At 71.4% G+C, this 25998-nt stretch carries 25 protein-coding genes and 1 pseudogene; 16 read left to right on the top strand and 10 right to left on the bottom strand.

The window, feature by feature from the left end; genetic code table 11:
- The 8 genes from ASF20_RS21955 to ASF20_RS21915 form a co-directional block, all read right to left on the bottom strand.
- Window positions 1-1578, bottom strand: coding sequence for a gamma-glutamyltransferase family protein (locus ASF20_RS21955; protein WP_056277993.1), 1578 nt, complete (start codon window positions 1576-1578; stop codon window positions 1-3).
- A gap of 19 nt (window positions 1579-1597) precedes the next feature.
- A complete protein-coding gene (locus tag ASF20_RS21950) occupies window positions 1598-2527 on the bottom strand; it encodes an ATP-binding cassette domain-containing protein (RefSeq protein WP_056277990.1) in 930 nt (309 codons plus the stop codon).
- Window positions 2524-3555 carry an ABC transporter ATP-binding protein gene (locus ASF20_RS21945; protein ID WP_056277985.1) on the bottom strand — a complete coding sequence of 344 codons (1032 nt, stop codon included), beginning with the start codon at window positions 3553-3555 and terminating at the stop codon, window positions 2524-2526. The genes ASF20_RS21950 and ASF20_RS21945 overlap by 4 nt, the downstream gene beginning before the upstream one ends.
- 2 nt (window positions 3556-3557) lie before the next feature.
- Complete coding sequence (locus ASF20_RS21940; protein WP_280136515.1) at window positions 3558-4388, bottom strand: ABC transporter permease; 831 nt, start codon at window positions 4386-4388, stop codon at window positions 3558-3560.
- A gap of 280 nt (window positions 4389-4668) precedes the next feature.
- A complete protein-coding gene (locus tag ASF20_RS21930; RefSeq protein ID WP_056277975.1) occupies window positions 4669-5613 on the bottom strand; it encodes an ABC transporter permease in 945 nt (314 codons plus the stop codon).
- Between the two features lie 16 nt (window positions 5614-5629).
- Complete coding sequence (locus ASF20_RS21925) at window positions 5630-7135, bottom strand: ABC transporter substrate-binding protein (protein ID WP_056277970.1); 1506 nt, start codon at window positions 7133-7135, stop codon at window positions 5630-5632.
- Window positions 7136-7270: 135 nt separating this feature from the next.
- Entirely contained in the window at window positions 7271-8890 is a 1620-nt protein-coding gene (locus tag ASF20_RS21920; RefSeq protein ID WP_056277967.1) for a gamma-glutamyltransferase family protein, read from the bottom strand.
- A 95-nt stretch (window positions 8891-8985) separates the two neighbouring features.
- Entirely contained in the window at window positions 8986-10050 is a 1065-nt protein-coding gene (locus tag ASF20_RS21915; RefSeq protein ID WP_056277964.1) for an SDR family oxidoreductase, read from the bottom strand.
- Window positions 10051-10161: 111 nt separating this feature from the next.
- Here ASF20_RS21915 and ASF20_RS21910 point away from each other — a divergent pair, with 111 nt between their 5' ends.
- The 4 genes from ASF20_RS21910 to ASF20_RS21895 all read left to right on the top strand — a co-directional run bounded on the left by ASF20_RS21910 (window position 10162) and on the right by ASF20_RS21895 (window position 12840).
- Complete coding sequence (locus ASF20_RS21910; RefSeq protein WP_056212318.1) at window positions 10162-10539, top strand: helix-turn-helix domain-containing protein; 378 nt, start codon at window positions 10162-10164, stop codon at window positions 10537-10539.
- 77 nt (window positions 10540-10616) lie between these two features.
- Window positions 10617-11618 (top strand): asparaginase, encoded by a 1002-nt coding sequence (locus tag ASF20_RS21905; RefSeq protein WP_056277961.1) that lies wholly within the window; start codon window positions 10617-10619, stop codon window positions 11616-11618.
- Between the two features lie 251 nt (window positions 11619-11869).
- A complete protein-coding gene (locus ASF20_RS21900) occupies window positions 11870-12142 on the top strand; it encodes a hypothetical protein (protein WP_056212321.1) in 273 nt (90 codons plus the stop codon).
- A 71-nt stretch (window positions 12143-12213) separates the two neighbouring features.
- Entirely contained in the window at window positions 12214-12840 is a 627-nt protein-coding gene (locus ASF20_RS21895) for a hypothetical protein (RefSeq protein ID WP_056212324.1), read from the top strand.
- Here ASF20_RS21895 and ASF20_RS21890 read toward each other — a convergent pair whose 3' ends face one another.
- Window positions 12841-14430: an amidase family protein gene (locus tag ASF20_RS21890; RefSeq protein ID WP_082501523.1), complete on the bottom strand. Its 1590-nt coding sequence runs from the start codon at window positions 14428-14430 to the stop codon at window positions 12841-12843.
- Between the two features lie 141 nt (window positions 14431-14571).
- Here ASF20_RS21890 and ASF20_RS21885 point away from each other — a divergent pair, with 141 nt between their 5' ends.
- The 10 genes from ASF20_RS21885 (at window position 14572) to ASF20_RS21840 (ending at window position 24085) form a co-directional block, all read left to right on the top strand.
- A complete protein-coding gene (locus ASF20_RS21885) occupies window positions 14572-15510 on the top strand; it encodes a glyoxylate/hydroxypyruvate reductase A (protein WP_056277958.1) in 939 nt (312 codons plus the stop codon).
- Window positions 15511-15665: 155 nt separating this feature from the next.
- Complete coding sequence (locus tag ASF20_RS21880) at window positions 15666-15914, top strand: hypothetical protein (RefSeq protein ID WP_056212328.1); 249 nt, start codon at window positions 15666-15668, stop codon at window positions 15912-15914.
- Between the two features lie 534 nt (window positions 15915-16448).
- The gene (locus ASF20_RS21875; protein WP_056277955.1) at window positions 16449-17270 is read left to right on the top strand and encodes a fumarylacetoacetate hydrolase family protein; all 822 of its coding nucleotides are present in this window, start codon (window positions 16449-16451) and stop codon (window positions 17268-17270) included.
- Window positions 17271-17361: 91 nt separating this feature from the next.
- A complete protein-coding gene (locus ASF20_RS21870; protein ID WP_056277952.1) occupies window positions 17362-17685 on the top strand; it encodes a hypothetical protein in 324 nt (107 codons plus the stop codon).
- A 110-nt stretch (window positions 17686-17795) separates the two neighbouring features.
- The gene (locus tag ASF20_RS21865; protein ID WP_056212335.1) at window positions 17796-19514 is read left to right on the top strand and encodes an NAD(P)H-dependent oxidoreductase subunit E; all 1719 of its coding nucleotides are present in this window, start codon (window positions 17796-17798) and stop codon (window positions 19512-19514) included.
- A gap of 282 nt (window positions 19515-19796) precedes the next feature.
- Window positions 19797-22568, top strand: coding sequence for a formate dehydrogenase subunit alpha (gene fdhF / locus ASF20_RS21860; protein WP_156394062.1), 2772 nt, complete (start codon window positions 19797-19799; stop codon window positions 22566-22568).
- Window positions 22569-22733: 165 nt separating this feature from the next.
- The gene (locus ASF20_RS21855; protein WP_056212340.1) at window positions 22734-22946 is read left to right on the top strand and encodes a hypothetical protein; all 213 of its coding nucleotides are present in this window, start codon (window positions 22734-22736) and stop codon (window positions 22944-22946) included.
- Window positions 22947-23157: 211 nt separating this feature from the next.
- On the top strand, window positions 23158-23433 hold the full coding sequence (locus ASF20_RS21850; RefSeq protein ID WP_056277948.1) for a hypothetical protein: 276 nt from the start codon (window positions 23158-23160) through the stop codon (window positions 23431-23433).
- 105 nt (window positions 23434-23538) lie between these two features.
- Window positions 23539-23721 (top strand): DUF3606 domain-containing protein, encoded by a 183-nt coding sequence (locus ASF20_RS21845; RefSeq protein WP_055957170.1) that lies wholly within the window; start codon window positions 23539-23541, stop codon window positions 23719-23721.
- 97 nt (window positions 23722-23818) lie between these two features.
- Window positions 23819-24085: a hypothetical protein gene (locus tag ASF20_RS21840; RefSeq protein ID WP_056277946.1), complete on the top strand. Its 267-nt coding sequence runs from the start codon at window positions 23819-23821 to the stop codon at window positions 24083-24085.
- 463 nt (window positions 24086-24548) lie between these two features.
- Here ASF20_RS21840 and ASF20_RS24335 read toward each other — a convergent pair whose 3' ends face one another.
- Window positions 24549-24710 carry a hypothetical protein gene (locus ASF20_RS24335; protein ID WP_156394060.1) on the bottom strand — a complete coding sequence of 54 codons (162 nt, stop codon included), beginning with the start codon at window positions 24708-24710 and terminating at the stop codon, window positions 24549-24551.
- Window positions 24711-25329: 619 nt separating this feature from the next.
- Between ASF20_RS24335 and ASF20_RS21835 the strand changes: the two genes are divergently transcribed.
- Window positions 25330-25545 (top strand): hypothetical protein, encoded by a 216-nt coding sequence (locus ASF20_RS21835; protein ID WP_056277942.1) that lies wholly within the window; start codon window positions 25330-25332, stop codon window positions 25543-25545.
- Window positions 25546-25840: 295 nt separating this feature from the next.
- Window positions 25841-25998, top strand: a pseudogene (locus ASF20_RS23695) (IS5/IS1182 family transposase); the annotation flags it as partial.

The raw sequence follows: 25998 nt of genomic DNA, 5'->3' as shown, positions 1-25998 counted from the left end.
TCAGTAGCCGAGGGCGCAGCCGTCCTTGCGCGGATCGGATCCGGCGGCGCGCATGCCCGTCGCCGGGTCGATCCAGATGATCTGGCCGCCGCCGATCGGGACCGGGGCCGGCACCATGACGTGCCCGCGCGCGGCCAGCCCCTCGGCGAGCCCTGGAGCGAAGCCGGCCTCGAACTCGACCCCGCCGCCATAGGCGAAGCTGCGCGGGGCATCGAGGGCCTCCTGCACGTCGAGGCCCCGGTCGATGATGCCCGTGAGCAGCTCGACATGGCCCATGGCCTGGTAGTGCCCGCCCATCACGCCGAAGGGCGCCACCACGGCGCCGTCGCGCATCAGCATGCCGGGGATGATGGTGTGCATCGGGCGCTTCGAGGGCGCGATGGTGTTGGGATGGCCGGGCTCGACCCGGAACGAGAAGCCGCGGTTGTGCAGCAGCACGCCGCTCTCCGGCGCGGTGATGCCGCTGCCGAAGCCCTGGAAGATCGAGTTGATCAGCGAGATCGCGTTGCCATCGCGGTCGACCACGCAGAGGTAGACCGTGTCGGTGTGCCGGATCTCCGGCCACAGCACCGGCGCCTGCGCGTGGGCCATGTCGATGGCGCCGTGCGCCCGCGCCTGCCAGGCCTGGGAGAGCAGGTGCTCCACCGGCACGGCGTTCACGACCGGATCGGCGAAGAGCGCGTCGCGGTGGTGGTAGGCCTGCTTGCAGGCTTCCGCGAAGAGGTGGACCCGGTCCAGTTCGGACAGCGCGCCGACGTCGTACTGCGACAGCACGTTCAGCATCATCAGGGCGGCGAGGCCCTGGCCGCTCGGGGGACATTCGTAGACGTCGTAACCCCGGTAGCGGGTCGAGATCGGCGTCACGTATTCGGGCGCCGCGTTGGCGAAATCCTCCAGCGTGTGCAGGCCGCCGAGTTCGCGCAAGGTGCGCACCATGTCCTCGGCCACCGGGCCCTCGTAGAAGCCGGGGGCGCCGTGCTCGGCGATGCGCCGCAGGGTGGCGCCGAGCTTCGGGTGGCGCATGATCGTGCCGACCTTCGGCGCCTCGCCGTCGACGAGGTAGGCGGCGGCCGAGCCGGGATCGGCCCGCAGCTTGTCGCGGTTGCGCGCCCAGTCGTAGGCGACACGCGGCTGCACCGGATAGCCCTCCTCGGCGTAGCGGATCGCCGGCTGCAGCAACTCGCCCAAGGTGCGGGTGCCGTGATCGGCGAGCAGCCGCGCCCAGGCCGCGACGGCGCCCGGAACCGTGACGGCGTGCGGCGAGGTCGCGTCGATCGCCACCTGGTTCTCCACGTACCAGGCGTCGTGCGCGGCGGCCGGGCTGCGGCCGGAGCCGTTCAGCGTGACCGGCACGGCGGCGCCCTTCGGCGCGTAGAGGGCGAAGCAGTCGCCGCCGATGCCGGTCATGGCCGGCTCGACCACGCCCTGCACCGCCACCGCCGCGATGGCGGCGTCGACGGCGTTGCCGCCGGCCTTCAGGACCTCGATGGCGGCCAGCGAAGCGAGGGGATGGGAGGTCGCGACCGCGGCGTTGGCGGCATAGACGGGCGAGCGGCCCGGTTTCGAGAAGTCTCTCACGGCGTCGGGTCCTTGGGGGTCAGGAATAGCGGGTGTCGGCGACCCAGTGGCCGGGAGCGACCTCGACCAGGCCGCCGATGGCATCCGGATCGGCGGGGGGCAGGAGGGAGGCGGCGCGCAGGCGGGCGCGCTCCTCCACGGGGTTGGGCACCGGCACGGCGCTGAGGAGGCGCCGGGTGTAGGGATGGCGCGGATCCTCGTAGAGGGCATCGGCCTCGGCGAGTTCCACCACCCGGCCGTGCCAGAGCACGGCGACGCGCTGGCAGAGGTAGCGCACCATGCGCAGGTCGTGGGAGATGAACAGGTACGAGATGCCGAGCTCGTCCTGCAGGTCCTGCAGCAGGTTGACGACCTGGGCCTGGATCGAGACGTCGAGGGCGGCGATCGGCTCGTCGGCGACGATGAAGCTGGGTTTCAGCGCGATCGCGCGGGCGATGCAGATGCGCTGGCGCTGCCCGCCGGAGAACTGGTGCGGGTAGCGCCGGGCGAAGCGCGGATCGAGTCCGACCCGGGCCAGCAAGCCCTCGACCTCGTCGCGGCGCTCGCCCCGGGCCATGCCGGGCCGGTGCAGCCGGAACGGCTCGGCCACGTAGTCGCCGATGCTCATGCGCGGGTTGAGGGCCGCGTAGGGGTCCTGGAACACCATCTGGATGCGAGCGCGCATCCGGCGCATCTCCCCGGCGGAGAGCTTGGCGAGGTCGGTGCCCTCGAAGGCGACGGTGCCGGCGCTCGGCGGGTTCAGCATGGTGACGGCACGGCCGATGGTGGACTTGCCCGAGCCGGATTCCCCCACGAGGCCCAGCGTTTCGCCCGGCCGGATGTCGAAGCTGACATCCTGGACCGCCCGGAACACCGCGCTTTTGCCGCCCCACCAGCTGCGCAAGGGGTAGTGCTTGCTCAGGTTGCGCACCGAGAGCAGCGGATAGCGGTCGGCGGGCTCGGGCCTCATCGTGCGGCTTCCTCGGCGGCGAGGCGCACCGGCAGGTCGTACCACGCCGCCACGAGGTGGCCCGGTGCGGCGCCGGGGGCCTGGACCAGGGGCGGCGCCTCGGTGAGGCAGCGCGACGTCGCGTACGCGTTGCGCGCGGCGAAGGGGTCGCCCGGCGGCGGATGGCGCATGTCCGGGGGAGCGCCCTCGATCTGATGCAGGCGCCGGCGCCCGGCCCGGCCGCGGCTGAGGTCGGGCAGCGAGCGCAGCAGCCCGAGGGTGTAGGCGCTGCGCGGATCGCGGAAGAGGTCGTCCACCGGGCCCCGCTCGAGGATGCGGCCGGCATACATGACCTGCACGGTGTCGGCGATGCCCGCCACCACGCCGAGATCGTGGGTGATCCAGATGATCGCCATGCCGATCTCGCGCTTGAGCTCCTGCACCAGACCGATGATCTCCGCCTGCACGGTGACGTCGAGGGCGGTCGTCGCCTCGTCGGCGATGAGGAGCTTGGGGCGGCACGACAACCCGATGGCGATCATCACCCGCTGGCGCTGGCCGCCGGAGAACTCGTGCGGGTACTGGTCGAGGCGGGCGCCGGCGTTCGGGATGCGCACGAGGTCGAGGAGGTCGCGGGCCCGGGCCCGCGCCGCCCGGCCGTCGAGGCCGAGATGGATGCGCAGGGGCTCGATGATCTGCGCGGCCACCGTCATGCCGGGGTTGAGGGAGCTCATCGGGTCCTGGAAGACGAAGCCGATCTGCCCGCCGCGCACCTTCCGCAGGTCGCGCTCCGGCAGGCGCAAGAGGTCGCGGCCGGCGAACAGCACCTGCCCGCCGGTGATGCGGCCGGGCGGGCGCGGGATCAGCCCCAGCATCGCCAGCACGTGCACGCTCTTGCCCGAGCCGGATTCGCCGACGATGCCGAGGGTCTCGCCCTCCTTGAGCGCATAAGACACGCCGTTGACCGCGTGGACCGCGCCGCCCTCGCTGTCGAAGGCGACGCCGAGTTCGCGGACGTCGAGCAGGGGCTTCGGGCTCTCCGGAACCATGGTCAGGTCCTCTGCCGGGGGTCGAGGGCATCGCGCAGGCCGTCACCGAGGAGGTTGAAGGCCAGCACCGCAAGGAAGATCGAGGCCCCGGGCCAGATCGCCATCCAGGGCGCCTGCTCGAGGAAGTTCTTGGCGACGTTGAGCATCGAGCCCCAGGACGGCTCGGGCGGCTGCTGGCCGAGGCCGAGGAAGGACAGGCTGGCCTCGGCGATGATCGCCGCCGCGATGGTCAGGGTCGCCTGGACCAGGATCGCCGGCACGATGTTGGGCACGATGTGGCGGATGGCGATCCGCCAGGGCGGGTTGCCGACGGCGCGGGCAGCCTCCACGAACTCCTCCGCCGCCACCGCCTGCACCTGCGCCCGGGTCAGGCGCACGAAGGTCGAGGTGGCCGAGAGGCCGATCGCCACCATGGCGTTGGTCAGGCTCGGACCGAGGAAGGCGGCGAGCGCGATGGCGAGAATCAGGAACGGGATCGCCAGGAGGGCGTCGGTCAGGCGCATGATCGCCAGGTCGACCATGCCGCCGGCATAGCCGGCCAGCAGGCCGAACGGCAGGCCGAGCGCCACCGCGAGAGCCACCGAGGTCAGGCCGGCGCCGAGGGAGGCCCGCGCCCCGAAGACGATGCGCGAGAGCACGTCATGCCCGACCTCGTCGGTGCCGAAGGGATGCGCCCAGCTCGGCGGAGAGCGGATGGCGCCCCAATCGGTGGCGATGGGATCGTAGGGCGCGATCCCGTCGGCGAAGATTGCCATCAAGATCAGCGCCACCACGATGACGAGGCCCACCATGGCGGTGCGGCGCGCTTTCAAGCGCGTCCAGAATTCGTGGATCGGGCTCGGCTCGGCGCGGAGCGCGGGCTCGGCGGCCGGCAGGGCGATGTCGGGCGTGGCGATAGCGGCCTTGGTCATCGGGCGCCACTCCCGTCGATCGGTTCCTGCCAGGCGATCACGCGCTTCCCTCCCCCTCGTGGGGAAAGATCGAGGGTGGCGCCGTCAGCCTCCGCCGCCTGAGGGTCACCCAACCACCCCCAACTCCTGCTCCTGCCCACGAGGAGGAGGAGAGACGCGCTCGATATCCCCGCGATGCGGTGCTCCTGCACAACGCCCATGCTCACGCGCGCCTCAGCTTCGGGTTGACGAAGGCCGCGAGGAGGTCGGCCGCGAGGTTGAGGAGGACGTAGGTGGTGGCGGTGCAGATCACGACGCCCTGCACGGTGGCGTAGTCGCGGTTGAACACCGCATCGACCATCAGCTTGCCGAAGCCCGGCACCGAAAACACCTGCTCGGTGAGCACCGCGCCGGAGAGAAGCTGCCCGAATTCGAGGGCGCCCAGGGTGATGATCGGGATCGCGGCGTTGGGCAGGGCGTGGCGCAGGATCAGGCGCAGGGGCGAGACGCCCTTGGCCCGGGCGGTGCGGACGTAGTCCGAGCCGAGCACGCCCAGCATCGCCGCGCGGGTGTGGCGCATCATCACCGCCGCGATGGCGTTGCCGAGGACGAAGGCCGGCATCGCCATGGAGCGCAGGTTCTCGGACAGGCTCTCGAAGGGCGAAACGTAGCCGGACGCCGGGAGCCAGCCGAGCTGCACGGAGAACAGCAGGATCATCAGGATGCCGAGCCAGAAATTCGGTACCGACAAGCCCCAGAGGGCGATGCCGTTGGCCAGGGTGTCGGCAGCCGTTCCGCGCTTGACCGCCGACAGGATCCCCATCGGCACGCCGATGACGAGCGCCACCAGCATGGCGAGGCAGGCGAGTTCGAGGGTGACCGGCAGCTTCTCGATGACGAGGTCGAGGACCGGCTTCTGCAGGCGGATCGACTCGCCGAGATCGCCCTGCAGCACGCCGCCGGCCCAGAGGGCGTAGCGCACGGGCAGGGGCTGATCGAGGTGGTACTTCTGCCGGATGAAGGCGATGACCTCGGGGTCGCGCTCCTCGCCGGACAGGGCCGTCGCGGTGTCGCCCGGCAGCAATTGCTGCAGGGTGAAGATGATCATCGAGGCGATCACCAGGGTTGGGATCGCGAGCGCCAGGCGCTGGACGAGAAAGCGCAGCATCGGCCGGGCCCCCGCCTCAGTTGAGCGTGAGGCCGGTGAAGCGCACGAGGCCGTCGGGATAGGGCGTGAAGCCGGTGAGCTTGGTGCTGTAGGCCCAGAACAGCTTGCGGTGGAACAGGTAGATCAGCGGCCGGTCGGCCATCACCCGGTCGGCGAGCTGTTTCCAGGCCTCGGCGCGCTGGCCGGGATCGACCGTGGCACGCTCGGCGCCGAGCGCCGCGTCCGCCTCCGGGTTGCAGTAGCGGGCGTAGTTCAGGGGCGTCTTGCAGGCGAGGAAGCTGAAGGTGTTGCCGTCGGGATCGGGCCGGCCGCTCCAGGAATAGAGGTAGGCGTCGAAATTGCCCTTGTCGGCGGCGTCCAGCGCGGTGGTGAAGTCGGTGGCCTGGAGCTTCACATCGAAGCCGGCCTCACGGGTCATCGCCTGGATGACCTGGCCCACCTGGGGCGCCTCGTTGTTGGCGTAGACCGTGAGGGTCACGCTCGGCTTCGGCACCCCGGCCTCCGCCAGCAGGGCCTTGGCCTTGGCCACATCCCGCTTCGGGATCGGATACGCCTGCACGTAGGCCGGGTGCTTGGGCGAGACCCACTGGTTGCCGGGCAGGAACTCGCCGCTGAACACCACCTGGTTGAGGGCGTTGCGGTCGATGGCGAGGTCGAAGGCGGCGCGCACGCGCGGGTCGGCCACCGCCGAGCCCGCCCTGTTCGGGTTGAACACGATGGACTGGAAGCCGAGCTCGATGGTCGAGCCGATCTTGAGCTTCGGGTCGCGGCTCACCTGCGGCAGGTCGGTCGGGGTCAGCCGCTCCAGCAGGTCGAGCTGGCCGGCGCGGAGGTTCGTCAGACGCACGGTGCCGTCGGGGATCGGCCGGAACTCGATGCGCTGAAGGTGGATCTGGTCCTTGTTCCAGTAATCGTCGAAGCGCTCGACCACGATCCGGTCCTGCGGCACCCGCTCGACGAACTTGAACGGCCCGGCGCAGACGGGAGCGGTGGAGAACTTGTCGCCCAGGCGCTCGGCGGCCTTGGGCGAGACCATCATGCCGGCGCGGTCGGTGAACTGCGCCATCAGGGGGGCGAACGGCGTCTTGAGGAGGATCTTGAAGGTCAGGTCGTCGACGACCTCGACCCGGTCGATCGGTGCGATCTCGCCGCGCCGCTGCGATCCGGGCAGCTTCATGTGCCGCTCGAGGCTGTACTTGGCCGCCGCCGCGTCGAGCTTCTCGCCGTCGTGGAACAGCACGCCGGGCCGCAGGGTCATGGTGAGGGTCTTCTGGTCCTCCGACAGGCTCCAGCCGGTGGCGAGCAGCGGCACCGGCTTCAGGTCGGGGCCGATATCCACGAGCTTGTCGCACAGGGCAGCGAAGACCATGCGGCCGGCGAAGGTGCGGGCCAGCGTCGGGTCGAGGGCGTCCGGGTCCTCCATCAGGCCGAAGCGCAGGGTCTGGGCCTGCGACGCCCCGACGAGAACGGGCGACAGCGCGGCAATGCCCGCGACGAGGCCGATAGCGAACAGACGCAGCATCAAGCTTCCTTCAGAACAGGGATCGGTCCGGATCGCGGATCGGTCGCACCCGAGGGCCGATCGGCACGAGCCGGGAAGACGTTCGAAAGTGCATACATTATCCGTGCCAGCGGATGCCGGCGCAAGCGCGGCCGGTTACCAAACCGCCACTTGCCCATCGCGGCGCGGATCGCTGGCGCCGACATAGCCCTCGGTGCCCGCATCCCCCATGCGCCAGATGAACTGGCCGGCGCCGAAATCCTGGTAGCTGTCCTGGATCACGTCGACCCGGTGGCCGCGCTCCACGAGGCCCTGCAGGGTCGCGGCCGGCATCGTCGCCTCGGCGTTGATCTCCAGGCCCGCGTTGAAGCGCCAGCGCGGCGCGTCGCAGGCGGCCTGCGGGTTCTGGCCGTGGTCGATCATCCGCACCAGGGTCTGCAGGTGGCCTTGCGGCTGCATGTTGCCGCCCATCACACCGAAGCTCATCACGGGCGCGCCGCCCTGCGTGAGGAAGCCCGGGATGATGGTGTGGAAGGGCCGCTTGCCCGGCGCCACCACGTTCGGACTGCTCGGCTCCAGCACGAAGCCGTAGCCGCGGTTCTGCAGCGACAGGCCCCATTCGGGCACGACCACGCCCGAGCCGAAGCCCATGAAGTTCGACTGGATGAAGCTCACCATCATGCCGGATTCATCGGCCGCCGTGAGGTAGACGGTGCCGCCGCGCACCGGGTTGCCGGCGCCGAAATCCTGCGCCCGGCGCGGGTCGATCAACTTGGCGCGGTCCGCCAGATAGGCGGGGTCGAGCATCGCCTCCGGGCTGACCTCCATGCTGCGCGCGTCGGCGACGTAGCGGTAGGTGTCGGCGAACGCGAGCTTCATCGCCTCGATCTGAAGGTGCTGCGCCGCCGGCCCGTCGGGGGCCAAGCCCGCGAAATCGAAGGAGTCGAGGATGCCGAGGGCGATCTGGGCGGCGATGCCCTGCCCGTTCGGCGGGATCTCGTGCAGGGTGTAGCCGCGGTAGTCCTTTGCCGTCGGCGTCACCCATTCGGGCCGGAAAGCGGAAAGGTCCGCCACCGTCATGGCGCCGCCATGGGCCGCGGCGTGGCGGGCCATGGCCTCGGCGATCTCGCCCTCGTAGAAGGCCCGCCCCTTGGTCTCGGCGATGGCCCGCAGCGACCGGGCGATGCCCGGCAGGGTGACGCGCTCGCTCACATGGGGGGCGCGGCCGCGGGGCAGGAAGGTTTCGGCGAAGCCGGGCTGGCTCACGAGATCGGCGACCGTCGCGGCGGCCGCCCATTTCTGCTGCACCACGACCGGCGCGAGGTAGCCGCGCTCGGCGATCTCGATGGCGGGCTGCAGGAGATCGGCGAAGGGCAGCGTCCCGAAGCGCTCGCTCAGGGCCACCCAGGCCGCGACGGCGCCCGGCACCGTGACGGAATCCCAGCCCCGCATCGGCGGGCGCTCGGCTGCCCCGTATTTCCGGGCGAAGTAGTCGGGGGTCCAGGCCGCCGGCGCCCCGCCCGAGGCGTTGAGGCCGTGCAGCGCCTTGCCGTCCCACAGGATGCAGAAGGCGTCCGAGCCGAGGCCGTTGCTGCAGGGCTCGGTGATGGTCTTGGCCGCCGCCGTGGCGATGGCGGCATCGACCGCATTGCCGCCCTGCCACAGCATGCGGATGCCGGCCTGGGCCGCGAGCGCGTGCGAGGTCGAGACCATGTTGCGGCCGAAGATCGGCATCCGCACGGTGGGGTAGCCGGTGGTCCAGTCGAACGGCTTCATCGGATCGGGGTCTCGCGCATCGGGGGATCCGGCGATGATGGAGACAAACGCCGGGTCCGCCAAGTCGCGGGCGAAGCCCCGGCCGGTGGCGGATGTCAGGGAATGACCCGCTCCGCCCGCAGGCGGGCGAACAGGTCGAAGAACGCGTCGTCGGTGGCCTGGTAGTCCAGGAAACCGAGGCGCCGGCTCTTGCTCATGTCGGTGACGACCTCGATGGGGCGGCCGAGATCCGCATCCGTGTGCCAGGCCGAGGCGAGGCGCCCGAGATCGGCCTCCTTGAGGCCGTGCCGGGCGGCGAGTTCGGCCCAGAGCGGGGCGGCGCCGTCCATCTGCTGCTCCAGGGGCAGGACCGTGCCGTCGAAGGGCGCCGGCTGCACGCCGAACCAGTCGGCGATCCGGCCCCACATCCAGCTCCAGCGGAAGACGTCGCCGTCGACGATGTTGAAGGCCTCGTTGCGGGCTGCCGGCGTGGTGGCGGCCCAGGCGAGCTGGCGCGCCAGGATGCGCGCATCCGTCATGTCGGTGAGCCCGTTCCACTGGGCGGCCGAGCCCGGGAAGCGGAACGGCCGACCGGTCTCGCGGCAGAGCGTGGCGTAGACCGCCAGGGTCACGCCCATGTTCATGGCGTTGCCGAGCGCGTAGCCGATGATGGTGTGGGGCCGGTGCACGCTCCAGCCGAAGCCGTCCCGTGCTGCGGCGGCGAAGACCTCGTCCTCCTGCGCGTAGTAGAAGTTCTCGACGTCGAGGCGGCCCTGCTCCTCGCGGAACGGCGTGGCCGGCAGGGTGCCCTTTCCGTAGGCCTCGAACGGCCCGAGATAGTGCTTGAGGCCGGTGACCAGGCCGACATGCGCCACGCCGCCGTTCGGCCGAAGGGCGTCGAGGAGATTGCGCACCATCGTCCCGTTGACGCGGATGTTCTCCGCCTCCGTCTCCTGGCGGAGCCAGGTCGTGATGAAGACGTCGGTGGGGCGGACCTCCGCCAGCGCGCCGCGTAGGCTCTCGGGGTCGAGGAGGTCGGCGGCCACCGGCGTGACGCCGGCCAGGTCGGCGGGCGGGCGCCGGGCGAGGCCGGCCACGGACCAGCCCTCCGACACCAGGTGACGGGCGAGGTTGTTGCCGACGATGCCGCTGACGCCGGCGATGAGGGCCGTCCTGGTCATGGAAGTCTCCGTCTTGATCTGAGACCGACCTATGGAGACAGTCCGCCCCTGACCAGACGGCACCGATTGGGGTCATAGGCACCAAACGGTAACCAGCAAAGGGCGACGACCATGGAGAGGCTGAGTGCGGACGAGACGTGGCGCGAGGACTGCGCACCGCGCCGGGTGCTCGACCTGTTCGCCACCAAGTGGACCAGCATGGTCCTGCATACGCTGCACGCCCGCCACGGCGGGGCGGCGCGCACCGGCGTGCTCCAGCGCAGCCTGCCCGGCATCTCGAAGAAGATGCTGACCCAGACCCTGCGCGACATGGAGGCGAGCGGCCTCCTCACCCGCCACGTGGCCGGCACGGTGCCGCCCGCCGTGGACTATCGCCTGACCGCGCTCGGGGGCCGCTTCGTCGAGCCGGTCGAACTCCTCTACGCCTGGGGCCGCGCCAATGCCGACGCCCTCGACGACCTGAAGCCCCGGCCGACCTCCCGCCGCTGACGGGCGGACGCTCAATCCGGCAGGCCTCCTGCATGGGGGCCGTCCGTACCGTAAACAGGAACGGAGACGACGACACGATGGCGACGCGATCCAAGGTGGCCTTCATCGGCACGGGCGGGACGATCGCGTCCCTCGGCTGGGATTCCCTCGACGTCCTCGACTACACCGCCACCGGGCAACGCCTCGCGGCCGACGCGATCCTCGAGCGGGTGCCCGAGGCGCGCACCGTGGCCGAGGTGGTCGCGGTGCCGTTCCGCGCGGTGGCGAGCCCCGCCATCGGCTTTGCCGAGTGGCGTGCCCTCGCCGCCCTCTGCGCGGAACTCGCGGAGGCCCATCCCGACCTCGCCGGCATCGTGATCGGGCACGGCACCGCGACCCTGGAGGAGACCGCCTACGCGCTCGGCCTCACCCTGACGGTGGCCTGTACGGTGGTCCTCGTCGGGGCCCAGCGCCCGATCAGCGCCCTGTCGAGCGACGCCGGCCTCAACCTCATCGCGGCCCTGCGGGTCGCCGCCGACCCGGCCTCGCGCGAGCGCGGGGTGCTGGTGGTGCTCAACGACGAGATCCAGGCGGCCCGCGAGGTGACGAAGACCTCGGTCGGCCGGCTCCAGACCTTCCGCACGGCGGATTTCGGCGTCCTCGGCCACGTCGATGGACCGCATGTCCGCTACTACCGCCGCCCCGAGCGACGGCATGCCCCGGGCACGCCCTTCACCCTGGAGGGGCGGGCCGCCCTGCCCCGGGTCGACGTCGCCTACGCCTATGCCGACGCGGACGGCACCGCCGTGCGCGCCTTCGTGGCAGCCGGCGCGCAGGGACTCGTCTCGGCGGGCCTCGCCCCCGGCATGACGCCCCCGGGCGAGGCCGACGCCCTGGCCGAGGCCGTGGCCGCCGGGGTGGTGGTGGTCCAGTCCACCCGCGCCGGCAGCGGCGTGGTGCCGGTCACGACCCGCCTGCGCGAACGCGGGATCCTCAGCGCCGACAACCTGACGCCGCAGAAGGCGCGGATCCTGCTCGCGCTGGCGCTGACCCGCACCCGCGATCCGGTCGACATCGCCGCGATGTTCGCGACCTACTGAGCGGCAGGGCGCGCTGTTCGACGGGTGCGGATGGCGCGTGCGGCCGGCCCCAAACGCGTCGACGCCGATCGCCCGCAGAGGGCACGCGAAGACGCGCAAACGGAAGGCGGAGCGCCGCCCGAACCACCCGCGCCCGCGCCTATTCCAGCGAAGTCTGTGACCTTTCGGCGTTTCGGCCGTTGATGAGACATGCCGAACCGGTCGCGACGGCGTGACCGGCCATCCCGAACCATAGACGCGAGGTCCCTTTCATGAAGTCATTCGTCATCGCCACCGCCCTCCTCCTCACCCCCGTCGTCCTCGCGGGCACGGCGCAAGCCCAGGGCACCATCCGGGGCGCCGAGCGCGGCGTCGAGGACGGCAACCGCGCGGCCGGCCCGATCGGCGGCGTGGTGGGCGGCGCCGTCGGCGCGGCCACTGGCACGGTCGGCGGCGTCCTCGGTGTCGATCCGGATCGCCGTGAGGACCGGATCGAGCGTCGCGAGGAGCGTACCACCATCACGCGCGAGCGCCGCGACCGCTAAGCCGACCGCCTCGGCCCCGTCTCGGGGCCGAGGCCTTTCCGGGCCTGTCCGCCCAATCCCCGCCGGACCGCATGCGCCCCGATTCCGATCCGCACGCCCACCTCCTGGCCACCGCCCGGGGGTTGTCCCATGCCCTGCACGACGCCCTCGCGCGCCTCGGGCCTGTGCCGGTCGAACCGCCGACCCACGCCCATGTCGCGGACCGCCTCGCCCTCGAGGTCGTGAACCAGCAGATCTCGACCCGCGCCGCGGCAGCCATCTGGGCCCGCGTCGAGGCCGCGGCGCAGCTGCGGAGCGTGGCCCCCCGCGACCTCTTCGTCGAAGCCCATGCCGAGACCCTGCGCGGCTGCGGCCTCTCGGGCGCCAAGGTGCGGGCGGTCCAGGCCATCCGCGCCGCGGACGAGGCGGGCCTGTTCGGCCCCGACCTCGCCACCCTGCCCCACCCGGACCGCGCGGCGATCCTGCGCAGCATCAAGGGCGTGGGCCAGTGGACCGCAGACATGATCGGCATCTTCCACTATCACGACCCGGACATATGGCCGGCCGGCGACGTCGCCGCCGTCGGCAGCCTCCGGCGCCTGACCGGCTGCACGGACACGCAGGCGTTCACGCGCCCCTTCGCACCCTATCGCTCCCACCTCGCCCGCGCGATGTGGCGGGTGCGTGATCTGGTGCCGGCCCCGACCCGCGCGGCCTGATCAGCGCGCCCCGAGGGGCGGCGTGCTCGCGGGCAGCCGACGCAAGGTCGTCGCCTGCTCGAAGGCGTAGGCGAGACCGAGGAGCTTCGCCTCGCTCCAGGGCTGGCCGAGCAGGTCCATGCCGACCGGCACGCCCTCGGGCGCAATCGCGGTGGCGGCCGAGAACCCGGCGGGGACGTCGATGGCGGGGAAGCCCGTCAGCCCCGCGACGATCCCGTTGCGATCCGCCTGGTTGAGTTCGCCGATGGGCACCACGAGCCGCTTCTGCAGCGGGTAGACCAGGGCGTCGAGCTTCTGCGCCGCGAAAACCTCGGTGACATGCGCCTTCAGAGCCGCGATCCGTCCGAGACGGGCCCTGTACTCGGGCTCGGCCATGCCGTCCTGGCGCGCCTCGGCGGCCGTCAGGAACGACTCCAGGGCGGCGCGGTGGAACCGGCCCGAGGCCAGGATGCCGGCGAGATCCTTGTGCGGCGCATTCGGGATCGTGGCCAGATAGCCGTTCATCAGCGCCTTGTACTCGTAGGTCTGAACGTCGTCCTCGCGGTTGAGGGCGTCGGCCTCGAAGGCCGGATCGTCGATCCGCACCAGGGTGGCGCCCGCCGCCTCCAGGGCGTCGAGGGCCGTCTGCATGACGCGGTTGACCTCCGCGTGCTCCGGCTTGGTCCCGAACAGGGCCCGGACGACGCCGAGGCGGGCGCCCTTGAGGGCGTCGGGCTTCAGCGCATCGGCGTAGCTCCGCGCGACCTTGCCGATCGCCGCGGCCGTGAGGGGATCGGCCGGGTCGGGGCCGGCCATGGCCTGCAGCAGGGTCGCCGCATCCGCCACCGTGCGGGTGATCGGCCCGATGGCATCCTGCGTCTTCGAGACCGGCATGATGCCCGCGAGGCTGATCAGCCCCTGGGTGACGCGCAGGCCCACGAGGTTGTTGGCCGAGGCGGGCGAGCGGATGGAATTCACGGTGTCGCTGCCGAGCCCCCCGAGGGCGAAGCCGGCAGCCAGCCCCGCGCCGACGCCGCCGCTGGAGCCGCCGGGGGTGCGGGTCAGGTCGTAGGGATTGCGGACCTGTCCTCCCAGCGAACTCACCGAGACCCCGCCGAGGGCGAGTTCCTGCATGTTCGCCTTGGCCAGCACGATGGCGCCGGCGGCGCGCAGGCGGGCCACCGCCGTGGCGTCCTGCGCCGGCTGCGCGCCCGCCAGCGCCGCCGAACCACCGGTCGTCGGCAGTTCGACGGTGTCGTAATTGTCCTTGAGGAGCAGGGGGACGCAGCCGAGGGGCTTGGCCGCGCCCGCCGTGCGATCCGCGTCGTAGGCCTCGGCCTGGGTCAGGGCCTGCGGGTTCAGCGCCCGGATCGCCGCGAGCTTCGGACCGGCCTGATCGTAGGCGGCGATGCGGTCGAGATAGCCCTGGACCAGGTCGCGGCAGGTGATCCGCCCGGAGGCGAGGGCCTCGCGCGCCCCCGCGATCGTCGCCGCCTCGACTCGGAAAGGCGCCGAAGCCGGATCCTGCGCCGCGACGGGGGCGGCTTGGGCGAGGACGGCGCCCGCGAGGGCGAGGATGCAGGCAGGTCCGGGAAAAGCGATCTTGGGCATGGGATTCCGATGCGGATCGAAGAGGTCCGCGATCAGGCAGGTTTCGGGCCGGAATGGTCAAGGCGCTTCGTTGACGGCGGGCCGCTCGCGGGTGATCCCGTCGCCCGGTGATACGCGCCGGCCCCGAGGAGATCCGACTCCATGCCCTCCCCCCTCCTTCTCGTGACCAGCCTTCCCGCCGCGGACGAGGCGGCCTGGCGGGACGCCCTGGGCGCCGCCATGCCGGGGGAGCGGATCCAGACGGCCTCCGCGGGCACCCCGGCGCACGCGGTGGAGGTCGCCATCGTGGCGAACCCACCACTGGGGTCCCTCGCGGGCCTGCCGAACCTGCGCTGGATCCAGAGCCTCTGGGCCGGCGTCGACCGCCTCGTCCTCGACGACACGCTGCCCGACGTGCCCGTGCGGCGCCTCGTCGACCCGACCCTGGCGCGCGCCATGGCGGAGGCGGTGGCGGCGGCGGTCCTGCACCTGCACCGCAACTTCCCGCTCTATGCCGCCCAGCAGCGCGCGGGAACGTGGCACCAGCACCCCGTCCGCTTAGCCGGCGCGCGCCGCGTGACGCTCCTCGGCCTCGGCGAGATGGGCCGGGCCGCGGCCGACCTCCTGCGCCCCCTCGGCTTTCCCGTCCGAGGCTGGAGCCGGTCCGGCACCGCACACGGGACGATCCCGGTCGCCAGCGGCCCGGACGGCTTCGTGCAGAGCCTCGCGGCGGCCGACATCCTGGTCAACCTGCTGCCCCTGACCCCGGACACCCGCGGCATCCTGAACGCCGACGCCTTCGGCCACCTGCCGCCGGGCGCCGCCCTGGTGAATTTCGGGCGCGGCGCGCACGTGGTCGAGGACGATCTCCTCGCCGCCCTGGCGACGGGCGCCCTCGGCCACGCCATCCTCGACGTCTTCCCGGAGGAGCCCCTGCCCCCGGATCACCGCCTCTGGACCCATCCGGCGATTACGATCCTGCCCCACGTCGCGGCCCCAACGAACATGGCCTCGGCCGCCGCGCTCGTCGCCGAGGCAGTGGCGGAGTTCCGGCGCACCGGCCGTGCGCCGGCAGGGATCGACCGGAGGCGGGGCTACTGAGGGCCTGCGCCTCCGCGTCAGCCATGGGGCCCGGCCCGCGCCCCGCGGGGGGACGCGGACACGCTTCGTTACGCTGGCGGCAACGGCGCGACAAACGGGCCGGCTATCTCCCGGTTCGAAGCGGCCATCGCCGCTCCGACTTCGGAGACAGACCCATGAAGACCACGATGTTCGCCCTCCTCACCGCCGGCCTGCTCGCGGCGGCCCCGGCCCTCGCCGTCGACGGACACGGCAACGCGTCGAACCCCGAGCAGGTGAAGCCGAACCTCGGCACCGTCTCCGGCGGACCGAACCACAGCGACGATCCCCGGGTGCGGGAGACGCAGGACAAGGGTCCCGACGGCAAGCCGCTGCATTCCGACACGGACGGGCATGCCCACGGCCACGGCCACGGCAAGAAATAGTCCCGCCGCCCCGGCCCGACGCCGCCCCCGCTTCCCGCAGGCTCACCCGCCTGCGGGAAGCGGGCCCGAGGGGCGAAGACCCTGGCGCTGCCGGAGGCCGTGAGGACCACCCGCGGCGGCGGCGGCAGGGGAAAGCCCCGACGATGATGAGCGCGAGGGAGCCGCCGTTGCCGCCCAAGGGAGAAGCCGCGTTCGGTGCGCGGGGAAGTCGCCGGCCCGCGCGTCACCGCGGCGTCGCCGTCATGGGCGCCGGTGGCGGGGACATGAGCGCCGGTGGCGGGGACATGGGCGCCGCTGGCGAGGACATGGGCGCCGCTGGCGAGGAGGAGTCCCACCCGGGTGACGCGCAGGTGCGCCGGGGCGAAGATCGACAGGGCGGTGGTCGGCACGGAAGGGCGCGGACCGGCGCCGGGCTCGGGCAGGGGCCGGCGCCCCCAGACCACCGGGCGCGCCGGCTCGAGGGGACGCACGGGGCGGCGCCGCGTTTACACCGGACGACCACGGCACGATCACACCCATCCGAACGGATCCCCCATGACCACGAACAGACGCAACGCCCTCAGGGTCGCGGCCGCGGCCGCCGCCGGCACTGCCCTTCGGTCCACCGGGGCGACGGCCGGGGAAGCCGGGACGGCCCCGGGCGGCGCCGCGCCCCGGCCGCTGTTCGCCCTGCCCCCGGCCACGATCCCCATCGTCGGCAGCGCCGAGGTCTTTCCGGTGCGGCGGATCTACTGCATCGGGCGCAACTACGCCGCCCATGCCCGCGAGATGGGTTCGGACCCGACGCGCGAGCCGCCGTTCTTCTTCCAGAAGCCCACGGACGCGATCCAGGTCGTGCCCGTCGGCCACGTGGCCGACCACCCCTACCCGTCCCTGACCCGGAACTACCACCACGAGCTCGAACTGGTGGCCGCCCTCGCGTCGGGAGGCCGCAACATCCCGAAGGAGGCCGCCCTCGACCATGTCTACGCCTACGCGATCGGCCTCGACATGACGCGGCGCGACCTGCAGCGCGGCATGGGCGACCAGAGGAAGCCCTGGGAGATCGGCAAGAGCTTCGACCAGGCGGCGCCGATCGGGCCCCTGCATCCGGTCTCGGCCCTCGGCCACCCGGTGCGCGGCGCCATCCGCCTCAGCGTGAACGGCACGGTCCGCCAGGACGCCGACCTGTCGCAGATGATCTGGTCGGTGGCCGAGCAGATCGCCAACCTGTCCGAGGCCTTCGAGCTGAAGGCCGGCGATCTGATCTATTCGGGCACGCCGGAGAATGTCGGGCCGGTGGTGCCGGGCGACGTGCTCCTCGGGCAGATCGCCGGCCTGCCCGACCTGTCGATCCGCATCACCGACCGGGCCTGACCGCCCGTCGTCGGCGCGATGACGAAACCGCGCGGCTGAATGGCCGCGCCGCGCGTTGATGCCCCGACACTCGCGACTTGGAGCCGCATCGATGACCGAATCCCACACCATATCCACAGCCGATTGGGCCGGGATCGTCGCCCAGGGCTACGCCGACGCGGCGGCACCGCCGCTGACGCCGGAATTGCTGGAGACGGTTCGGGAAACCCTGCGCGGGGCCGGCCTCGACCGTCCCCAGGCGGAGTCCCTCGATGCCGCCACCGTGGCGCGGGTCAACGAGGCCCTGGACGCCTTCGAACTCGAGATCAACGCCGTGGTCGGGCCGCGCGTCGCCGCGCTGCCGGCCGGCGCGCCGCCGTCCTTCGTCCAGCGCTCGGAGGCCGGGCGGCCGCTGCGCGCGTTCGGCGGCCAGTGACGCGCGACCAAATTCACTTCCGAATTTTTCTCATGTGCTGCTATGGGGAGGCCTATAAGAACACTGCGCAGAATCTGGTATTTTGAATACCAAAGGGGTAGGATGAACGCATGAGCGCGCATGACATCGGCGAGGTTCGCCGCTTCGAGCACCCTGGCAAGGGACGCAACCGAGCCAGGCCCGTCCCCAAGGGACGGCAGGTCGAACCCGTGGCCAAGGTCGAGATCGAGCGCCTGCTGGGCGATCGGTCGCGGCAGCGCGACCTGCTGATCGAGCACCTCCACCTCGTCCAGGACACCTACGGGCGGATCAGCGCCGCCCACCTTGCGGCCCTGGCCGACGAGATGAGCCTGGCCTTCGCCGAGGTGTTCGAGACGGCGACGTTCTACGCGCATTTCGACGTGCTCAAGGACGGCGACGCCGACCTGCCGGCCCTCACCGTGCGCGTCTGCGACAGCCTCACCTGCGCGATGTTCGGCGCCGAGCCCCTGCTGGAAGCCCTGCGCGAGACCCTCGGCAGCGGGGTGCGCGTGGTGCGCGCGCCCTGCGTCGGCCTGTGCGACCACGCCCCGGCGGTCGAGGTCGGCCACAACTTCCTGCACAAGGCGGACGTCGCCAGCGTCACGGCGGCCGTCGAGGCCGGTGACACCCACGCCCACCTGCCCGCCTATCCCGATTACGACGCCTACCGTGCGGGGGGCGGCTACGCCGTCCTCGACCGGCTGCGCTCCGGCGAGCTTGGCATCGACGCGATCCTGCAGGTCCTCGACGACGGCGGCCTGCGCGGCCTCGGCGGCGCCGGCTTCCCCACGGGGCGCAAGTGGCGTTCGGTGCGCGGCGAGCCCGGTCCCCGCCTCATGGCGGTGAACGGCGACGAGGGCGAGCCCGGCACCTTCAAGGACCAGCTCTACCTCAACGCCGATCCGCACCGCTTCCTCGAGGGCATGCTGATCGGCGCCCACGTGGTGGAAGCAGCCGACGTCTACATCTACCTGCGCGACGAGTACCCGATTTCCCGCGAGATCCTGGCCCGCGAGATCGCCCGGCTCCCCGCCGGCGGCCCGCGCATCCACCTGCGCCGGGGTGCGGGCGCCTATATCTGCGGCGAGGAATCCTCGCTGATCGAGTCCCTGGAGGGCAAGCGCGGGCTGCCGCGGCACAAGCCGCCCTTCCCGTTCCAGGTTGGCCTGTTCAACCGGCCGACCCTGATCAACAACGTCGAGACGCTCTACTGGGTCAGGGACCTGATCGAGAAGGGCGCCGATTGGTGGAAGAGCCACGGCCGCAACGGCCGGGTCGGCCTGCGCTCCTACTCGGTGTCGGGGCGCGTGAAGGAGCCGGGCGTCAAGCTCGCCCCCGCCGGCCTTACCATCCGGGAGCTGATCGAAGAATATTGCGGCGGAATCAGCGAGGGGCACCGCTTCGCGGCCTACCTGCCGGGCGGCGCCTCGGGCGGCATCCTGCCGGCCAGCATGGACGACATCCCCCTCGATTTCGGCACCCTTGAGAAATACGGCTGCTTCATCGGCTCGGCCGCCGTCATCGTCCTGTCGGACCAGGACGATGTGCGCGGCGCGGCCCTGAACCTGATGCGGTTCTTCGAGGACGAGTCCTGCGGGCAGTGCACGCCCTGCCGCTCCGGCACGCAGAAGGCGCGCGTGATGATGGAGAACGACGTGTGGGACACCGATCTCCTCGGCGAGCTTTCGCAGTGCATGCGCGACGCCTCGATCTGCGGCCTGGGCCAGGCGGCGTCGAACCCGCTCACCACCGTGATCAAGTACTTCCCGGACCTGTTCCCGTCGCCGCAGCGGATCGCGGCTGAATAGCGATCCATCCCCGATCCGACGGCGCGGCTGCCCCCTCGCGGCAGCGGCCCGACCCCGATTTTCCTGCGCCATGACTGGAGCGGAACCATGAGCAGCGGCACACAGAACAGTGGTCTCAGCGGAGCCCACGCCACCACCCCCACCGGCCCCCAGGATGCGGGCGGCAAGGCGGACGGCGCCAACCCGGGCGCCGGGAGCACCTATTCCGAGGGCACCCAGTCGGGCGGCCAGGCAGGTCCGGCCCCGAGCGGCACCTTCGGCCTCAAGGAGATGCCGGCCGGAATCCCGGGCGTGATCTTCGAGTTCGACGGGCAGCAGGTCGAGGCCGCCCCGGGCGAGACGATCTGGGCCGTCGCCCAGCGGCTGGGCACGCACATCCCCCACCTCTGCCACAAGCCCGCACCGGGCTACCGGCCGGACGGCAATTGCCGCGCCTGCATGGTCGAGATCGAGGGCGAGCGCGTGCTCGCCGCCTCGTGCAAGCGGGTGCCGGGCGTCGGCATGAAGGTGAAGTCCGCCTCGGAGCGGGCGACCAAGGCCCGGGCCATGGTGATGGAACTCCTCGTGGCCGACCAGCCGGCACGGGAGATCTCGCACGACCCGACCTCGCATTTCTGGGCGCAGGCCGACCATGTGGCGGTCACCGAGAGCCGCTTCCCGGCCGCCCAGCGCTGGGAGGGCGACTGGAGCCACCCGGCCATGCGGGTCAACCTCGACGCCTGCATCCAGTGCAACCTCTGCGTCCGCGCCTGTCGCGAGGTGCAGGTCAACGACGTCATCGGCATGGCCTACCGCTCGGCGGACGCCAAGGTGGTGTTCGACTTCGACGACCCGATGGGCCAGTCGACCTGCGTCGGCTGCGGCGAGTGCGTCCAGGCCTGCCCGACCGGCGCGCTGATGCCGTCGGCCTACCTCGACGACAGCCAGACCCGCACCGTCTATCCCGACCGCGAGGTGGACTCGCTCTGCCCCTATTGCGGCGTCGGCTGCCAGGTCTCCTACAAGGTCAAGGACGACAAGATCGTCTACGCCGAGGGGCGTGACGGACCGGCCAACCAGAACCGCCTCTGCGTGAAGGGCCGCTTCGGGTTCGACTACGTCCACCACCCCCACCGGCTGACCAAGCCCCTGATCCGCCTCGACAACGTGGCCAAGGATGCCAACGACCAGGTCGATCCGGCCAATCCCTGGACCCATTTCCGCGAGGCGACCTGGGACGAGGCGCTGGAGCGCGCCGCCGGCGGACTCAAAAAGATCCGCGACACCGTCGGCCGCAAGGCGCTGGCGGGCTTCGGCTCCGCCAAGGGCTCGAACGAGGAGGCCTACCTCTTCCAGAAGCTGGTGCGCCTCGGCTTCGGCTCGAACAACGTCGACCACTGCACCCGGCTCTGCCACGCCTCCTCGGTGGCGGCCCTGATGGAAGGCCTGAACTCCGGCGCCGTCTCGGCCCCGTTCTCGGCGGCCCTCGATGCCGAGGTCATCGTCATCATCGGCGCCAACCCGACGGTGAACCACCCGGTGGCCGCGACCTTCATCAAGAACGCGGTCAAGGAACGCGGCGCCAAGCTGATCATCATGGATCCGCGCCGGCAGGTCCTGTCCCGGCACGCCTACAAGCACCTCGCCTTCAAACCGGGCTCCGACGTGGCGATGCTGAACGCCATGCTCAACGTCATCGTGACGGAGAAGCTCTACGACGAGCAGTACATCGCCGGGTACACCGAGAACTTCGAGGCGCTCAAGGAGCGCATCGTCGAGTTCACGCCGGAGAAGATGTCTCCGGTCTGCGGCATCGACGCGGAGACCCTGCGCGAGGTGGCCCGCCTCTACGCCCGCTCCCGGGCCTCGATCATCTTCTGGGGCATGGGCGTCAGCCAGCACGTCCACGGCACCGACAACTCGCGCTGCCTGATCGCGCTCGCCCTCACCACGGGTCAGATCGGCCGTCCCGGCACCGGCCTGCACCCCCTGCGCGGCCAGAACAACGTCCAGGGCGCCTCCGATGCCGGCCTGATACCGATGGTCTATCCGGACTACCAGTCGGTGGAGAATGAGACCGTCCGCGACCTGTTCGAGACGTTCTGGGGCCAGTCCCTCGATCCGAAGAACGGCCTGACCGTGGTCGAGATCATGCGCGCCATCCACACGGGCGAGATCAAGGGCATGTTCGTCGAGGGCGAGAACCCCGCGATGTCGGACCCCGACCTCAACCACGCCCGGCACGCGCTCGCCATGCTCGACCACCTGGTGGTGCAGGACCTGTTCCTGACCGAGACCGCCTTCCACGCCGACGTGGTGCTGCCGGCCTCCGCCTTCGCCGAGAAGGCGGGCAGCTTCACCAACACCGACCGGCGCGTGCAGATCGCCAAGCCCGTCGTCCCGCCGCCGGGCGACGCCCGCCAGGATTGGTGGATCCTGCAGGAGCTCGCCCGACGCCTCGGCCTCGACTGGACCTATACCGGCCCGGCCGACATCTTCACCGAGATGGCCCAGGTGATGCCTTCCCTGAAGAACATCACCTGGGAGCGGCTGGAGCGCGAGGGCGCCGTGACCTACCCGGTCGACGGTCCTGATCAGCCCGGCAACGAGATCATCTTCTACGCCGGCTTCCCGACGGCGAGCGGGCGGGCCAAGATCGTGCCGGCCCACATCGTGCCGCCGGACGAGGTGCCCGACACCGAGTACCCGATGGTGCTCTCCACGGGCCGCGTGCTGGAGCACTGGCACACCGGCTCGATGACGCGGCGCTCGGGCGTCCTCGACGCCCTGGAGCCGGAGGCGGTGGCCTTCATGGCGCCGAAGGAGCTCTATCGCCTCGGCCTGGAGCCCGGCGACACCATGCGCCTGGAGACCCGCCGCGGCGCGGTGGAGCTCAAGGTCCGGTCCGACCGCGACGTGCCGGTGGGCATGATCTTCATGCCGTTCTGCTACGCCGAGGCCGCCGCTAACCTCCTGACCAATCCAGCCCTCGATCCCATGGGCAAGATCCCGGAGTTCAAGTTCTGCGCCGCCCGGGTCGAGGCGGTCCGGCCCCGGCAGATCGCCGCCGAGTAGGGCGGGCGCCCCTCACCACGCGACGGCCGGGGGCCGGAGGCGACGCGCATCGGCGTCGCCTCCGGCCCCTTTTTCGAGGGCGGGGCGGCCTTCGCCTGGGGAAGGCCCTGAACCGATGCCAAGGTTGGCCGTTGGTCCTCGTCGACCGCGATCCGAGGAGCCTCGATGTCCCACAGCCCTGATTCCCACGCCGGAGAGTCGGTGGCCGTCACCTTCCGGGGGCGCGGCTTCGCCCGCCTGCGCGGCCAGACGCTGTCCGTGCTGGTCTGCCCCCGCTGCTCGCAGCGCAACGCACCGAAGGTCGCCGACAAGGGCTACTGCCACTGGTGCGCCTACGAGCCCTCCCGCGAGGACATCGAGCCGGCCCAGGCGGCCTGAGCCGGGGCCTGCGCCTTAAATCCTGCAGCGCGGACAGGAACAGGCGCGTTTCCCGGATGCGCGGGGCGTCAGAAGGATGCCGGCCCGTCCACAAAGATGGGGCTTCGGCGACCCCGGCGACCTGGCCTCGTCCCCGCCGCGTCCAGAACCATCGGCGTCAGCGTGGCGTTACCCGAGGCGTGCATCACGCCAATCATTCGGGAGAAACGCCATGAAGGCCCTCGCACTCGCCCTGGCCGGCACCTTCGCCCTCGGTTCGGTCGCCCTCGCGGCCGAGGGCGGCTCCGGCACCACCCGGTCCGGGACCATGAATACCACCGGTCCGAACGATGCCGGGGCCGGCTCCTCCCCGGGCGCGGCCGGCAGCGGCCCCTCCACCGGGGACAAGAGCCGGTCCGGCACCTCCAACAGCACCGGCGCCAACGATGCCGGATCCGGCGCCTCGCCGGGTGCCGCGGGCAAGGGCACCGGCGCGCCCACCCGCTGATCCGCGACGCGGCGCGCGATGGCGCGCGCCGCAGGCTCGCCCCGGCCGGCCCGGCACCCCATATCGGTCCCGCGCCGCCCGGCGGCCGCGCGGACGGGAACGGACATGGCTGGCCTCAAGGACAAACGCGGCTTCATCGACAAGGATCGCCTCGACCTCTCGGAGCGCAAGGCGGTGGAGTTCTGGATGAAGCGCTGGGGCGTCACCCAGGACCAACTCGCCGCCGCCCACCGCAAGGTCGGCCGGATGACGAAGGACATCGCGGCCGAACTGGGCAAGAAGCGCTAGCGACCGGCCCGCGCCCGCCCCTGCCCGGCCCGCCCGCCCCTATCTTTCCGCGCAGGTCATGCGCGCGGGTCACCGCGCCGAACGGGAGCCGGCTTCGATGCCACGCTACTACTTCCATACGCATATCGGGGACGACGTGGTGGTGGACCCGGACGGCCGGGACCTGTCGAGCCCGGACGCCGCCTGGGCCGCGGCCCAGATCCTGGCCCGGCAGCTCCTCCAGGGCGCCGACAGCGACCCGCAGCTCCTGCGCGCGGTGCTGTTCGTGGAGGACCAGACCGGAGAGATCGTGCTGGAGTTTCCCCTGACCGAAGCCCTCGGGATCGAACCCCTGTCCGACCCGCCGGACGGTACGTGGCACTGAGGCCGGCTGAGCGCCCCGGCGCGCGATCGATTTGGAGCAAGGGCCGAGACGGGCTAGGACAGGTCTCGTCAGGAACAGTGTCTCGCCGGGCACCCCGTTCCAGGCCTCTGCGAGTCCTGGCGGAGTCCCGCCAGCGTCCTGGTCACGGTCACGTGAGTCCCGCGCGGCGCGATCGGCTGCCGATCCACCATCAAAAGCTTGCGAGGGTGGTCTTAAAAGCACAGCCTGCACGTTCGCACATTCGATTCCACAACGCGCATTGCGCATTTTCCATGGTCGTAGCAGCATGCTCCGCAGCCGTGCCGTCCGTGCGCGGAGAGGAAGCGCAAGACGCCATGTTCGCCTACGTCACGATCCATCTTGCGTGCTTCGCGCTCGTGCTGGAGATGGCCGCCCGCGTACCGCTCTGGCCCGACGAAGTGCCGGTTAGCCCGCGCCGCTGAGCGCCAGTTGGCCCGCGCAGCTAGGCGCCGATCAGCCAGAGCGCTCCCCAGCCCAACAGCCCGACCCATCCCAGTTCCAAGACGGCAAGCGACCCCAGAACGATGGGGGTCAGGTAATCGCGTGGGGGCTTGCCTTCTGCGGACGTGGTGTCAGCCGTCGCGGCCAGGGCTTGTTCCGCCATGAGCATGTCCGATGTGAGAGGTGGATGTGTCCGTAACGCGGTCCCGACGGAACCGTTTCAAAGTTTATCCAAAATTGGGTTCAAGTTCCGCGCCGGGCAACCATTGCGGCAAAACTGCGACACGAACCGTTTTCGTACGCGGGTGCTGTCCCTCGACGATCTCCACCGGTCCATCGGGCGGTTTATCCCGGTTGATTGCGGCGGCACTCTTGCGGTTGTGATCGCGACCGACCCGCGGCTCGTCGCCAGCGCGCCCTCCGAGCAGGTGGTTGCGGGGCGTCGGCTCCCCATGCGACACCGCACGACGCGTCCTGCCGGGGGTCAGCGAAGGTCGTGGCGGCCCACGCGTCGAAACCGGCGATCCCCCAACAGGCGGCCCGGCCCCGGCGATGCCATAAGGCCCCCCGCATCCGGCCGGACCGGAGGGCGCACCACCGGGGCGCGGCACCTGAACTCGCCCGCGCCCGCTTGCCCCATGAGCCCAGGGCGCTACCCTGTCGCGCATCAGGTGCGATCGAAGGCACCGCGTGGGCGTCCGTTCCCGGACGGCGCGCGACGGGGCACAGGCAGAAAGGGACCTGGGATGAGAGATGAGGTTCGGTACCCGCAGGTCATTCCCATGGTGCAGGCCGTGCTCGATACCCTCCGGGCGGGCATCGCGGCGGAGGAAGCGGCCGCGTCGGAGCTCGCCGCACTGGCCGACACGATGCGCGACGCGCAACCGGAGACGGCGGCCGCGATCCTCACGACGAGCCGCAACCATGCCATCAAAGCGCTGGCGCTGCGCGGCAGGCGGGCGGCGCTCCTGGCAGAGTACGGTCTGGAGTCGATGTGATCTCCGCGCGCCGCACCGGCGCGGCGGCCGCGATCTCCGGCAGGCCCCGGGCGTAGAGCCTCGCCACGGCGGACCAGAAGCGCCCGGCATCCTCACCCTGGAGGAGGCGCAGGCGCCGATCGATGGCCTCGCGCGCCGCCTTCGCCATCGCGTCCAGGTCTTCGGCGGCTTCGAACAGCAACGACATCGCGGCATCCTCATGCTGTGACGCACCATGGGGAACGTCCGCGCCGCACGAACCGATCCCTCGCGGGGAAGGCGGGCGCCCAACGGCGTCGCCGGACACCCGCGGGCCGCCTCGATCGTCACCGTCCGGATCGTGCGCAAGCCTCTGGATCAGGTCGGCTTCGCCGTGCATCCGCGCCGGTGGTGGTCGAGCGCTTCTTCGGGTGGATCAGCCGCATCCGCCGCCTCTGGAAAATCCCCGAAGCGACCCTCTCTTCCGCTCAAGCC

Origin of the sequence: Methylobacterium sp. Leaf88 (assembly GCF_001422795.1) — a bacterium.
In the GTDB taxonomy this organism is placed as follows: domain Bacteria; phylum Pseudomonadota; class Alphaproteobacteria; order Rhizobiales; family Beijerinckiaceae; genus Methylobacterium.
This window is presented reverse-complemented; position numbering and strand designations above follow the sequence as displayed.

Excerpts from the sequence above, each read along its gene's own strand:
- ASF20_RS21895 (WP_056212324.1), top strand. The coding sequence starts at position 12,214 with ATGCGCCCCGATTCCGATCCGCACGCCCACCTCCTGGCCACCGCCCGG.
- ASF20_RS21870 (WP_056277952.1), top strand. The coding sequence starts at position 17,362 with ATGACCGAATCCCACACCATATCCACAGCCGATTGGGCCGGGATCGTC.
- ASF20_RS24335 (WP_156394060.1), bottom strand. The coding sequence starts at position 24,710 with ATGGCGGAACAAGCCCTGGCCGCGACGGCTGACACCACGTCCGCAGAA.
- ASF20_RS21945 (WP_056277985.1), bottom strand. The coding sequence starts at position 3,555 with ATGGTTCCGGAGAGCCCGAAGCCCCTGCTCGACGTCCGCGAACTCGGC.
- ASF20_RS21910 (WP_056212318.1), top strand. The coding sequence starts at position 10,162 with ATGGAGAGGCTGAGTGCGGACGAGACGTGGCGCGAGGACTGCGCACCG.
- ASF20_RS21920 (WP_056277967.1), bottom strand. The coding sequence starts at position 8,890 with ATGAAGCCGTTCGACTGGACCACCGGCTACCCCACCGTGCGGATGCCG.
- ASF20_RS21915 (WP_056277964.1), bottom strand. The coding sequence starts at position 10,050 with ATGACCAGGACGGCCCTCATCGCCGGCGTCAGCGGCATCGTCGGCAAC.
- ASF20_RS21835 (WP_056277942.1), top strand. The coding sequence starts at position 25,330 with ATGGTGCAGGCCGTGCTCGATACCCTCCGGGCGGGCATCGCGGCGGAG.
- ASF20_RS21875 (WP_056277955.1), top strand. The coding sequence starts at position 16,449 with ATGACCACGAACAGACGCAACGCCCTCAGGGTCGCGGCCGCGGCCGCC.
- ASF20_RS21950 (WP_056277990.1), bottom strand. The coding sequence starts at position 2,527 with ATGAGGCCCGAGCCCGCCGACCGCTATCCGCTGCTCTCGGTGCGCAAC.
- ASF20_RS21840 (WP_056277946.1), top strand. The coding sequence starts at position 23,819 with ATGCCACGCTACTACTTCCATACGCATATCGGGGACGACGTGGTGGTG.
- ASF20_RS21890 (WP_082501523.1), bottom strand. The coding sequence starts at position 14,430 with ATGCCCAAGATCGCTTTTCCCGGACCTGCCTGCATCCTCGCCCTCGCG.
- ASF20_RS21885 (WP_056277958.1), top strand. The coding sequence starts at position 14,572 with ATGCCCTCCCCCCTCCTTCTCGTGACCAGCCTTCCCGCCGCGGACGAG.
- ASF20_RS21900 (WP_056212321.1), top strand. The coding sequence starts at position 11,870 with ATGAAGTCATTCGTCATCGCCACCGCCCTCCTCCTCACCCCCGTCGTC.
- ASF20_RS21925 (WP_056277970.1), bottom strand. The coding sequence starts at position 7,135 with ATGCTGCGTCTGTTCGCTATCGGCCTCGTCGCGGGCATTGCCGCGCTG.
- ASF20_RS21845 (WP_055957170.1), top strand. The coding sequence starts at position 23,539 with ATGGCTGGCCTCAAGGACAAACGCGGCTTCATCGACAAGGATCGCCTC.
- ASF20_RS21930 (WP_056277975.1), bottom strand. The coding sequence starts at position 5,613 with ATGCTGCGCTTTCTCGTCCAGCGCCTGGCGCTCGCGATCCCAACCCTG.
- ASF20_RS21855 (WP_056212340.1), top strand. The coding sequence starts at position 22,734 with ATGTCCCACAGCCCTGATTCCCACGCCGGAGAGTCGGTGGCCGTCACC.
- ASF20_RS21850 (WP_056277948.1), top strand. The coding sequence starts at position 23,158 with ATGAAGGCCCTCGCACTCGCCCTGGCCGGCACCTTCGCCCTCGGTTCG.
- ASF20_RS21880 (WP_056212328.1), top strand. The coding sequence starts at position 15,666 with ATGAAGACCACGATGTTCGCCCTCCTCACCGCCGGCCTGCTCGCGGCG.
- ASF20_RS21905 (WP_056277961.1), top strand. The coding sequence starts at position 10,617 with ATGGCGACGCGATCCAAGGTGGCCTTCATCGGCACGGGCGGGACGATC.
- ASF20_RS21865 (WP_056212335.1), top strand. The coding sequence starts at position 17,796 with ATGAGCGCGCATGACATCGGCGAGGTTCGCCGCTTCGAGCACCCTGGC.